The following is an 11,879-nucleotide window of genomic DNA, read 5'->3' on the forward strand; positions in this document are numbered from 1 at the left end:
CGTCATACCGCCGCGAACCGTCATACCGCGATTCATTCGCGGTATCTCTAGATCCCGCTAACAAGCAGTGGGATGACGAGCTTATCGTCACGCCGCCACGAACCGTCATACCGCGATTCATTCGCGGTATCTCTAGATCCCGCTAACAAGCAGCGGGATGACGGTTGTCGTTTAGCCATAAACATTAAAAAATTTACCAAATGAAAAAAAAGGCAAAAGAAACCCTAGTCATTGTCTATTTTCAGTATTGGCGTTTTTAAGTCTTAAACACTGCAATTTAGCTGCTTTTGAATGCAACTAACCTACGCTGCAAATGTTTAAGAAATTTACTAAGCAGAAAAAAAGGCAAAAGAAACCCCGTGTTAGCTAGTTGTCACTCTCTAATCCTGCAAATTGGCGTACTATACTGTCTTAAACGACTTATAAGCGCGTTTCAGCTTATATAGCTAAAAACCCAGAAATGTTGTGAAGACATAAGGTGCACATAGTGCAAAAAATTAAAAATAAGACGCCAACTACGTTGTTTTCTTGCTGTTTAATCTGCACAGATGAAGATAACTGAATACCTTCAATACCATGATAAGGGGGCTGGCGGAGTTTGTCAAGCAAGTTTTTCGTTTCTATATGGGCTACCTTAAGACTTCAACGTCTTAACGCACTTGAACCCACCAGCATATAAATTTGCATGGCTCTTTCCAGTATTAAGCAATGCAAATCCAATGTTGTCTACACTAGAGCGCAGTTCCCCTATTTCCTCATTGTTTTCATTTGTCACTTTAGTGCCAATATCTGGAAGTGCGTTATCCCCCTCAACAAGGTAAAGTTTTCTTCTGAATATTTCTTGTCTGCTCATTCGATTTACAACTTCCTGACCTATATAACACCCCTTATTAAAGCTTATACCGTTTACTTTATCGATTAAAAATTGCAGCGGAAACGATGAATTCTGCACCATATCTTTCGCTCCATCTGGAACGAGATTTTGAATTCTGACTTTTTCATACTGAGTAAAATCCCCAACCGGCTCTTTCATTTCATCTTTATGTATGATCCTCATTCCTAGCAGCTTGTGCCTTGGATCTTGAAAAATAACTTGTGACTTACTACTACACTCCGCCAACTTAGTATTAAACAAAACCCCAACCTTATATAGTGCACTAACGTCTTTAATCTTTACCCTCAAATAAGTTTTAAGTAAATCTAGTTTCTCGATTATTTGCTGCAAGTGCATGTTTTCGCACTCCAAGAGGGTGTATTTACCATATTCAATAAGAAAAAAATCATATAGATATTTTCCCTGAGGGCTAAGCAATAAAGAGTAAATGGCTTTTTGGCTATCCAACTTATTAATATCATTGGTTATAATACCCTGCAGAAAATCTCTAGTGTCAGGCCCATATAGCACTATCACGCCACGACTTAAAAATGGTATATAACTCATGAAATCTCTATAAATAAATCTAAATTTTATTATATAACATTAGGCTCTTTTAGAAACTGCTTTTGGCGTGCATATTTTATAATGGCGTGCATATTTTACAAGCTCCAGCCCTTGAAATCTAACTTGCGAGTATATATATATAAACTCATAAGTTAATTTGTTGATGAGGAAAAACAAATGTCAAGTATAAGTTTAAATGTATTAGATGATAGCGTGCTGATCAAGCCTATTAGCGAAGAAAAGCAAGGTAGAATTGTGCTTCCATCAAGTGCTGAAAAGAAACCTACTAAAGGTGAAGTTATAGCAATTGGTGAAGGTTCACGCAATTCAAGTGGCGAACGCGTAACTTTAACTGTGAAAGCTGGTGATAAAGTGTTCTATCGCCAATGGGCTGGTACAGAAATAGAACATAATAATGAGAAGCTTATCGTGATGAAAGAGTCCGATATACTTGCTGTCATTAAGTAGCAGTCTTTATTTTACTAAACTGAAACAAAGCGCAACATAGCGCATTGTAAATGATTTTATTATAGTTTTCTAAATTTTTTATTAACAAGAGGTGATAAAAATGACTAATGTAGTAGTATCAGGTGAGCAGTTGCAAGAAGCCTTTCGTGAAGTTGCAGCAATAGTGGATTCAACGGTAGCAATAACTGCAGGACCTAGAGGAAAAACAGTAGGGATTAATAAGCCCTATGGAGCACCAGAAATTACAAAAGATGGTTATAAGGTGATGAAGGGTATCAAGCCTGAAAAACCATTAAACGCTGCGATAGCAAGCATCTTTGCACAGAGTTGTTCTCAATGTAACGATAAAGTTGGTGATGGTACAACAACGTGCTCAATACTAACTAGCAACATGATAATGGAAGCTTCAAAATCAATTGCTGCTGGAAACGATCGTGTTGGTATTAAAAACGGAATACAGAAGGCAAAAGATGTAATATTAAAGGAAATTGCGTCAATGTCTCGTACAATTTCTCTAGAGAAAATAGACGAAGTGGCACAAGTTGCAATAATCTCTGCAAATGGTGATAAGGATATAGGTAACAGTATCGCTGATTCCGTGAAAAAAGTTGGAAAAGAGGGTGTAATAACTGTTGAAGAGAGTAAAGGTTCAAAAGAGTTAGAAGTTGAGCTGACTACTGGCATGCAATTTGATCGCGGTTATCTCTCTCCGTATTTTATTACAAATAATGAAAAAATGATCGTGGAGCTTGATAATCCTTATCTATTAATTACAGAGAAAAAATTAAATATTATTCAACCTTTACTTCCTATTCTTGAAGCTATTGTTAAATCTGGTAAACCTTTGGTTATTATTGCAGAGGATATCGAAGGTGAAGCATTAAGCACTTTAGTTATCAATAAATTGCGTGGTGGTTTAAAAGTTGCTGCAGTAAAAGCTCCAGGTTTTGGTGACAGAAGAAAGGAGATGCTCGAAGACATAGCAACTTTAACTGGTGCTAAGTACGTCATAAAAGATGAACTTGGAATCAAGATGGAAGATCTCACGCTTGATGATCTTGGTACGGCTAAAAATGTTAAAATTACTAAAGATAATACCACAGTTGTCAGCGAAAATAGCGATTCTGACAGTGTGAAAGCTAGAATCGAGCAGATTAAATCTCAAATTGAAACTTCAACTTCTGATTATGATAAAGAAAAGCTAAGAGAACGTTTAGCGAAATTATCAGGTGGCGTTGCTGTGCTCAAAGTTGGTGGAGCAACTGAAGTGGAAGTTAAAGAACGTAGAGATAGAGTCGAAGATGCGCTGCATGCAACAAGAGCTGCAATTGAAGAAGGTATAGTTCCAGGTGGTGGGGTTGCGCTTCTTTATGCTTCATCTGTTCTCGACAAATTAAAAGGTGCAAGTGACGAGGAACAAATAGGCATAAACATTATCAAGAAAGTTCTCAGTGCTCCAATTAGAAGGTTAGTCAAAAATGCTGGTCTTGAATCTGCTGTTATAATTGACTATTTGATTAAGCAGAATGATAAAGAGCTTATATACAACGTTGAGGCTATGAATTACGCTAATGCATTTACAGCTGGTGTGATTGATCCAGCAAAAGTGGTGCGTATTGCTTTTGAAACAGCGGTATCTGTTGCGAGTGTGCTGATAACTACTGAATCTATGATAGTTGATGTACCAAGCAAAGAAAATGCTTCATCTCCTATGGGTGCAGGAGAAATGAGTGGCATGGGTGGATTCTAAGTAGAATGAAACCGTGGAGCAATTGCTCCACGGTAGTTCCAAAAAATCTCACATTTTACTATTCGTTAAAGGTAATACGTTTGGTGCAGAAGTGCACTACTGTTTGCATCCGTTTCACTCCTTTATATTGTGGTTGTCTAATAACAAAAAGGCAGCATAAGAAAACTATAACCCCTAGTATATTTATACTATAGCTGACCCAAGCAACACGTCATACCGCGATTCATTCCACAACTGTACGAACATTACAATATGGCACATAGTAAACGATGTCATGAAAGTAGCTGACACTGGAATGACACCCTTTTGGATGGAAACCAGTGTCACGCACTGGCATGACGCCCATTTGTTCCTATAGTTGTCTTTTCTCGTCTACCTTATTTTGCCACTCTGCTGAACAGATACAATTTACAACCACCCCCCTACCCTTTTTAGTTGTTCAGCAAATATAGAGAGGTTAAAGGGAGTGGTATTACTTAAACAACTAAATAAAAAACCAGGTAGATCATTCTGAAATTCTTGCATTTTTGTCCATAATTTTGTTAAATAACTTCCCTTTTGGTCATATCGAACCAAATTTCTTTTTCACACCACCTTTTAAGCCACTTTCGTTAGTTTTTGTCATAATGCGATCAAACACTCCCAATAACCTCTTTAATAGGTTTGGAGTTAGCGAAGAGATAAGATCAACAGATACGTTATTGTTTTTGTCATCACCACTTGCTTTATAGTCTATTGAAACGATTCCCCTACTTTTCCCACCAGTAAGAAGTTTTCCAATTATAGGAATTTTTAACAAAGATTTATTAATTAAATATGCTGGTATTACTTGTCCTGCAACCTGGAATTTATAATTTCTAATATCGAGCTTACCACCAGTGCTAATACCTAACTCTGCCCCTTCAAGCCAAGATTCTTCAATTTCAATAGTGCCATCTTTGTATGAAAAAGGTGCATTACATTTGTAAAAGTATACACCTTCATTTTTTATGGCATTTACAATGCCAGGCAATGAAGACATCGACAATAAAGTAGTAAGTAGTGGAGCATCTTTGATGTAGAAATTGCTAATGGATAACGTACCATAATGTTCTCCACTTTCTCTCTGAGGAGAGAGATAAAAAGACAATTTGCCGTTTTTAATTGATTTACTAATGCCTAAGGAACGCAAAAGCATACCTGAATTATCCGCATATATTTCGAGCCCTATTCCACTGTATTCTGCTAGTATGTTGCTGCTATCTTCCAGAAACTGCCCTGTAAATTGACTTCCATTGCAATTACCTTTAGTACAGGTTACATTCAGCTTAGCATTTTTGATAACGATGCCTTCTTTCATAATTACATTGTCAACATTCATACTAATCTCTATATCTTTATTTAATCCATTACTGTTTTTGCCAAGCAAGCCTAAAATATCACTTAAGTTAATTTCCTCACCATAAATAGTTATGGCATTTTTCTCCTTACCTGATTCAATTTCTATACTAAAATCATTATCAGGCAATTTAAAGCTACTAGAATTTAAATATAAATTTCCATTTTCTACTCTTCCGCTGAATTTTATATCTAGGTCATTTCCTACAATGTCTAATTTATCTACTAACAATTCACCTGCTCCTTTTAACCTTGTAGAAAACAAAATTTTATTGTGATCTTCAAAGCGATTTTTCCACCCTAAGTAGCTTGAATGTGATTCAAATTCTGATAAATCTATATCACCATTAACATACCCCGTCTTATCTTGATTTATCACTGACTCTAAATTTGCACTGACATAGCCACTATCAAAATTAAATATTTGAGCGGGTAAATCTCCGGTCAAATTCCAGGCGAAACTTTCATTCCTATTGCTACTTTTCAGGTCAAATAATAGCTGTGTGTTATTCACCATACCACTACCATTTAAATCTATAAAGTCACTGCCAAAACTAAGCTTAATATCATATTTACCAAGACTTGCATTATAGACGGCCAAATTGTCAATTTCAGAATGAAAATTTGCTGAGAAGTCTACTTTTTTGTCATCAGCATTTAGATTAAAAATGCGAAAATTAAATACGGATTTTGCCATTCCACTTACTTTATCCCTTTCAACCTTCACCACATCATCCAGCTTAAATCTTATAGGCTCATATAAACCATACGCATCACTTACAGCTTTGCCATTAATGGTTAGAACTGAATCTTCCTTATTTAGAGATTTCATTTCAATATCACCACCATTAACAGTGAAATTCTGAAACTTAGCGCTATTTACAGTAATTTCAAGATCGTTATTCTTGATGATCAAATCACCCTTTAATTCCTTTACTTGCTCAAAATCTTCATCAAATTTTACGCTACCGTTTTCTATATCAGCAACAATTACAATGTCTGACAGATCGTCATCAACCAAATTGTTAATTTTGCCATTGAAACTTACAATGGTATTTAAAACATCCCCATCAATATTATCACAATACCAGCTTTTAAATTTACTATTTACTACACTATCTGGTATATAAGTACATAAATCCTTTGCAGCAAACTTACTAATATTAATTCTAAGCAAAGCATGACTTGTACTAAAGTTCATTTTGCCTATCAAAGAGAGATACGTGTCATTTAACTTAAAATGGAAGTTTTTTACACTAATAATTCCATCACTATATGTTAAATTTATATTTACATTAGTTAAGGCCAAATTTTTGTTCAAATAATTTTCTGTATTCAATACGTATATATTTCCATCTACAATTTCATCCTTTTTATTAATTTTCACTGAGAAGCTTCCTTTGAATCCTATATTTTTGTCCAAATTGTAGCTTTTAACTAATGTAGAAAACTTGCTCAATAGTCCCAATTTTAGATCATAAAATGTCCCGTACACATTTAGCAAATTGTTGCGATTTTTTATCGTAATTGATAAATCATCCAAAAATCCCTTTCCATCTTTTGTATTCACATGAATATCTAAAACATTAAAATCTTCCCCCTTCCCTATATATAATTTATCAATAAAAAATTCATCTTCTGTGCTTTTATCAATAGCGATGTTAGTAAATTCAATTTTTGAATCCGCATTTAAGTCAAAAAAAAATTCCCTTATTGTTTTTAATAGATTTTTTGCACTACTTTCTGTCATCTTGAAATTCTTCCCTGTCATCCCAGTATCTTTTTTTCCTGTCATCCCAGCACTCGTCCTTGTCATCCAAGTAGCTTGACTACTTGTTTCTTTTTTTCTAGATTCCAGCGTCACGCGCTGGAATGACACCGAAGGAAGGCGGTTACTACTTAAATAATGATTATCCAAAAGGTCTAATGAGTTTTGCGGATTAACATTAGTTTCTTCTCTCTTGATACATACATGCACATTATCAGCTGAAACCTGAGAGAGATTTGTGCTAGCTTTAAATAAGGAACTTAACTTAAAATGTACAAAAAGCTCAGGAACTTTTATAGTAAAATTAGGGTTTGCTATTGCCAAATCCGTAATGACTAAATACGGATCTTTGCCATCTTTCTGCCAAACAACTGAGGTATTCTCCATATTAACGCTTGAGCCAACAAATATTTTTGATATTTTATGTTTAACATAAAAATCAATATAATTAATATTGATTTTTAAAGGCTTAAAAAAAATAAAGAAGCACAATATGAATAATAAAGCTACGGAAAATAATATAGTAATTTTTTTAAGCATCGATTATTGCTTTTCTTGCTAAACTATCAGCCTCCTCATTATACTTATCGCCACTGTGTGCTTTAACCCACTTCCAATCAATTTCGTGTTGTGAAGCAACGTTGTCTAGCTCTTTCCACAATTCCATATTTTTTACTGATTTTTTATTACTTGTTTTCCAGCCATTCATTTTCCACTTATTTATCCATTCTGTTATGCCATGCTTAACATAAAGACTATCCGTATATAAATTAATATTACAAGAAAATTTCAATACTTTCAGCCCATTGATCACCGCTGTTAACTCCATTTTATTGTTTGTGGTATTTTCTTCTCTACCATAAATGTCTTTTCTGTAATCTTGAAATAATATGATAGCTGCCCATCCTCCCGCTCCAGGATTACCAGAACACGCCCCATCCGTATATATTATCACTTCTTTTTTACTCATCTTTGTTTATATCGGTTAACAAAGTATATAGTTGCTTTTATGAAAGCACAATTTCTAAAGGTAGTTTAAGCTGCACCTTTAAATTTTATTATAGAAACAAAAAAAAGTGTGACAACGAGCATTACCAAAAGGAAAAGTAAAAAATAGTTTTTATGCTTCTGCCGTTCTTTCATAACTAAAATAAATCAATAGAACAAAAAATAATACTGGCGAATAGGGAAAATAGATAAGAAATTGAATAAGAAAACATTTTTTTCTGTGAGCTGTGATTCTTGAACTTCATAACAGATACAGCGTACCAAATAAAAACGCAACCTTCAAAGGTTGCCATGCTTAGATAAAGTAAAGCCTTTTTCAAAAATAGAGCCGGAAGCAAGCTAGTTAGCACCAGCAAAACACTATAAATTAATATATATTTTCTTGTTTTTTCCGGACCATAAACAATATTGAACATTGGAATCGATGCCTTTGCATAGTCTTCAGACTTATTTAAAGATAGGGCCCAAAAGTGTGGTGGAGTCCACATAAAAATTACTAAAAATAAAATGAAACTTTCCCAACTGACAGAATTAGTCACAACTGCCCAGCCAATCATTGGAGGGAAAGCACCTGCTGCACCACCGATAACGATATTCTGCGGAGTACGCCTTTTTAGCCAAATTGTATATATGAAAACGTAAAATAATATGCTAACAGCAAGCAAAGCAGCAGAAATATAGTTTACTGCTATTGCCATGATAAATACTGACAATATTCCAAGAGTTATACCAAATTCAAGCGCACTTTCTGCAGAAACTCTACCTGAGGGTATAGGGCGGTTTTTTGTCCTTTCCATGAGCAGATCTATGTCTCTGTCATACCACATATTTATAGCACCTGCAGATCCTGAGCCAAGAGCAACACATATAAGAGATATTAGTGCTAGAAAAGGGTGCATACTACCTGGTGCAGTAACCATACCAGCAACTGCAGTAAATACCACAAGATACATTATCCTTGGCTTCAGCAAACGCCAAAAATCCAGTATTGTTGATTCAACATTTAGCAAAACACTTGTGTACATTCTATTTTACCACTGGTGGCTTTTCGAAAGTATGAAAAGGCGGTGGTGAAGATACCGTCCATTCCAAGGTGTCACCTTCCCAAGGATTATCTCCAGCTTTCTTGCCCCATTTAAAAAGATGTATAACTATAAACACAAAAAACATAACTGAAACAAAGGACATATACGAACCAATTGAGGATATATAATTCCAAGGGATAAACGCATCAGGATAATCAGGTATACGCCTTGGCATACCAGCTAATCCTAAGAAATGTTGAGGTAAAAAAGTGATATTGGTGCTAATAAAAGTAAGCCAAAAGTGGATTTGACCTAAGCGCTCATTATATTGTTTACCCGACATTTTACCAATCCAATAATAAAAGCCAGCAAAAGCTCCAAATAATGCAGCAAGTGACATGACATAATGGAAGTGAGCAACAACATAATAGGTGTCGTGCAGGAGCTTATCTATTCCACCATGAGAAAGAATTATTCCCGTTATGCCACCGCCAACAAACATGAAAATAAAACCTAGTGCAAATAGCATAGGGGTCTTAAACTCAATTGCTCCACCCCACATAGTTGCAATCCAGCTAAAGACTTTTACACCAGTTATAACACCGATAAAAATTGTGGTAGTGCTAAAAAATGCAGCAGCGTCAGCACTAAGCCCAACAGTGAACATATGGTGAGCCCAAACCATAAAGCCAAATACTGCTATACCTATCATTGCATAAACCATCCCTATGTAACCAAATACAGGTCTGTGAGAAAAAGTTGATACAACCTGACTTATGATGCCAAATGCAGGAAAAATAATTACGTAAACTTCTGGATGACCAAAAAACCAAAATAGATGTTGAAATAACACAGGATCGCCGCCACCGGCAGGATCAAAAAAGGAAGTACCAATATTGCGATCAGTAAGAAGCATAGTTATAGCACCGGCAAGCACTGGTAAGGCAACAATCAACATAAATGCTGTTAGCAAGACAGACCAAACAAACAGTGGCATCTTAGTTAATGACATTCCTTTTGTGCGCATGTTAAATATAGTAACTATAAAGTTGATCGCCCCAACAATTGACGACATACCAGCAACATGAAGTGCAAGTATAGCAATGTCAACTCCTGCACTTGGATGGGACATTACCTGTGATAGAGGTGGATATAAAGTCCAACCTGTACCTGGACCTTCACCAATAAACACTGAGAGAATGAGCAAAATAAAAGATGACACTAATAACCAAAAACTTAAATTATTCATACGAGGAAATGCCATATCTGGTGCGCCAATCATGAGAGGTACAAACCAGTTACCAAATCCTCCCATGAGGGCTGGCATTATCATAAAAAACACCATTATCAACGCATGCCCTGTAACCATTACGTTATATAATTGATAGTTATTGTTCAGTATATTAATGTGCATTAGCTGAGTGCGAATAATCACCGATAATAATCCACCAATAATTCCAGCTAATATGGAAAAAATAATGTACAGTGTCCCTATATCTTTATGATTGGTGGAAAACAACCAACGCTTTATGCCCTTTGGTACGTCACTCATATCTATACTCCAAATTTAACTCACTAATTTTCTATTTTCAATCCACTTATTAAAATCTTCTTTGCTTACTGCTTCAACAACAATTGGCATAAATCCATGGCCTTGACCACACAATTCGTAGCACTGCCCATAATAAACACCAGGCTTTTTGATATTAAACCACGCCTCATTCAGCCTACCTGGTATCGCATCAATTTTTACACCGAAAGCCGGTACTCCCCAACTGTGTATCACATCTCCTGCTGTAACTTGTAAACGAACGTTAGTATTAACGGGTAAAATGATGTTGTTATCAACAGAGAATAGCTTTAAATCTCCTTCGATAAAGTCTTCTTTTCCCTTAATATAACTATCAAATGACACACCTTGATATTCTGGATATTGGTAACTCCAATACCATTGATGGCCAATAACTTTCAGTGTTATATCAGCTTTCGGTATTTCTTCCTGTAGCTTCAGTAATTTAGCGTTTTCAAAGGCTAATATTCCAACAATGATAGTTGGTATAACAAACCAAATAATTTCTAAAGGAACACTATGGGTAGTTTTACTTATGTTTGTTACTTTGCTTTTACGAAAGCGAAACGCTATATAAGCAAGCAGCGCCCACACAAAAAGCATTATTGTAACCATCACAAGCATCACAAACGAATGTGACCTAACTACAGCCTCCATTACTTCAGTTGCAGGAGCAGGAAATCCAAATTGCCAGGAAGTAGGAGCAGAGGCAACAGATATATTTGAGTAAAATATTATCAATAGTGCAAATAACTTCACCATATCTTTTGTTTGTTTGCTATAAAACTAAGTGATATACTGTATAATAGTATATATAAACTTACTATGCAAATAGAGATTAGTGATGGTTAATAATTTTTTAGCATTCAACAAGTATAATAGTACAATACTAATTGAGGAAAAAAGCATTTACATAAATCTATTGTAAGTAAAAATATTATAATATTTTAAATTAAGTATTTACTTTAAGTAAATTCTATAATAAGTTTAATAGTGTCTGTTACTGCTAATAACCCTCTAGCCTCACACCTAAAAGCAGTAACAGACACTATTAAACTTTATGACAAGTTTATAATCTGTAAGATCAAAGTCTTACAAGTTTCTTTATTTCATTATACAACGAAATCTTTAGAGAAGCCAAATGGGCAAAGTTTCATGAAGGTCTTTGGCATCTCTTAGCATAGATCCCTTACTTAACCATCATACCGCGATTCATTCGCAGTATCTCAAAGCATAGATCCCGCTAACACGTAGCGGGATGACGATTGTCGTTTAGCCATAAACATTAAGAAATTTCCCAAATAAAAAAAAAGGCAAAAGAAGCCCCGTGGTGGTTGGCTATTTACTATGTACTAAAATATCGGCGTTTTTTTTGACCTTATCCAGAAAAAGTGGAGAGAAAGTTTGGAATGTTTTTCACAAAGAGAATGATGAATCAAAATGCTCAGGAATGCAATAGTTAATAGTGACGT

Annotated in this window: 9 protein-coding genes; 2 read left to right on the plus strand and 7 right to left on the minus strand. The window is 35.2% G+C overall.

Going from position 1 to position 11,879, the window contains the following annotated elements:
* Positions 1 to 634 precede the first annotated feature (634 nt).
* Positions 635 to 1,441, minus strand: a complete 807-nt coding sequence (ygfZ, locus tag OZD64_RS04675) for a CAF17-like 4Fe-4S cluster assembly/insertion protein YgfZ (protein WP_274999403.1) — start codon at positions 1,439 to 1,441, stop codon at positions 635 to 637.
* Positions 1,442 to 1,627: 186 nt separating this feature from the next.
* Here ygfZ and OZD64_RS04680 point away from each other — a divergent pair, with 186 nt between their 5' ends.
* Together OZD64_RS04680 and groL are read left to right on the plus strand one after the other, a co-directional pair.
* Positions 1,628 to 1,909, plus strand: coding sequence for a co-chaperone GroES (locus OZD64_RS04680; RefSeq protein WP_274999405.1), 282 nt, complete (start codon positions 1,628 to 1,630; stop codon positions 1,907 to 1,909).
* A 100-nt stretch (positions 1,910 to 2,009) separates the two neighbouring features.
* Positions 2,010 to 3,659 (plus strand): chaperonin GroEL, encoded by a 1,650-nt coding sequence (gene groL, locus OZD64_RS04685; protein ID WP_010962503.1) that lies wholly within the window; start codon positions 2,010 to 2,012, stop codon positions 3,657 to 3,659.
* A 223-nt stretch (positions 3,660 to 3,882) separates the two neighbouring features.
* Here groL and OZD64_RS04690 read toward each other — a convergent pair whose 3' ends face one another.
* The 6 genes from OZD64_RS04690 to coxB all read right to left on the minus strand — a co-directional run bounded on the left by OZD64_RS04690 (position 3,883) and on the right by coxB (position 11,169).
* Entirely contained in the window at positions 3,883 to 4,005 is a 123-nt protein-coding gene (locus tag OZD64_RS04690; RefSeq protein ID WP_255703183.1) for a hypothetical protein, read from the minus strand.
* A gap of 216 nt (positions 4,006 to 4,221) precedes the next feature.
* Positions 4,222 to 7,344, minus strand: a complete 3,123-nt coding sequence (locus OZD64_RS04695) for a YhdP family protein (RefSeq protein ID WP_274999404.1) — start codon at positions 7,342 to 7,344, stop codon at positions 4,222 to 4,224.
* Complete coding sequence (rnhA, locus tag OZD64_RS04700; protein WP_010082655.1) at positions 7,337 to 7,774, minus strand: ribonuclease HI; 438 nt, start codon at positions 7,772 to 7,774, stop codon at positions 7,337 to 7,339. Before rnhA ends, OZD64_RS04695 begins: the two co-directional genes overlap by 8 nt.
* 175 nt (positions 7,775 to 7,949) lie before the next feature.
* Positions 7,950 to 8,837, minus strand: coding sequence for a heme o synthase (locus tag OZD64_RS04705; protein WP_182309217.1), 888 nt, complete (start codon positions 8,835 to 8,837; stop codon positions 7,950 to 7,952).
* Between the two features lies 1 nt (position 8,838).
* Positions 8,839 to 10,389, minus strand: coding sequence for a cytochrome c oxidase subunit I (ctaD, locus tag OZD64_RS04710; protein WP_010962499.1), 1,551 nt, complete (start codon positions 10,387 to 10,389; stop codon positions 8,839 to 8,841).
* A gap of 15 nt (positions 10,390 to 10,404) precedes the next feature.
* Positions 10,405 to 11,169, minus strand: a complete 765-nt coding sequence (gene coxB / locus OZD64_RS04715; protein WP_010962498.1) for a cytochrome c oxidase subunit II — start codon at positions 11,167 to 11,169, stop codon at positions 10,405 to 10,407.
* Positions 11,170 to 11,879: the final 710 nt, after the last annotated feature.

This window comes from Wolbachia endosymbiont of Drosophila tristis (genome assembly GCF_028981745.1).
GTDB classification, from domain to species: domain Bacteria; phylum Pseudomonadota; class Alphaproteobacteria; order Rickettsiales; family Anaplasmataceae; genus Wolbachia; species Wolbachia pipientis.

Excerpts from the sequence above, each read along its gene's own strand:
- ygfZ (WP_274999403.1), bottom strand. The coding sequence starts at position 1,441 with ATGAGTTATATACCATTTTTAAGTCGTGGCGTGATAGTGCTATATGGG.
- groL (WP_010962503.1), top strand. The coding sequence starts at position 2,010 with ATGACTAATGTAGTAGTATCAGGTGAGCAGTTGCAAGAAGCCTTTCGT.
- OZD64_RS04695 (WP_274999404.1), bottom strand. The coding sequence starts at position 7,344 with ATGCTTAAAAAAATTACTATATTATTTTCCGTAGCTTTATTATTCATA.
- OZD64_RS04705 (WP_182309217.1), bottom strand. The coding sequence starts at position 8,837 with ATGTACACAAGTGTTTTGCTAAATGTTGAATCAACAATACTGGATTTT.
- ctaD (WP_010962499.1), bottom strand. The coding sequence starts at position 10,389 with ATGAGTGACGTACCAAAGGGCATAAAGCGTTGGTTGTTTTCCACCAAT.
- rnhA (WP_010082655.1), bottom strand. The coding sequence starts at position 7,774 with ATGAGTAAAAAAGAAGTGATAATATATACGGATGGGGCGTGTTCTGGT.
- OZD64_RS04690 (WP_255703183.1), bottom strand. The coding sequence starts at position 4,005 with ATGGGCGTCATGCCAGTGCGTGACACTGGTTTCCATCCAAAAGGGTGT.
- coxB (WP_010962498.1), bottom strand. The coding sequence starts at position 11,169 with ATGGTGAAGTTATTTGCACTATTGATAATATTTTACTCAAATATATCT.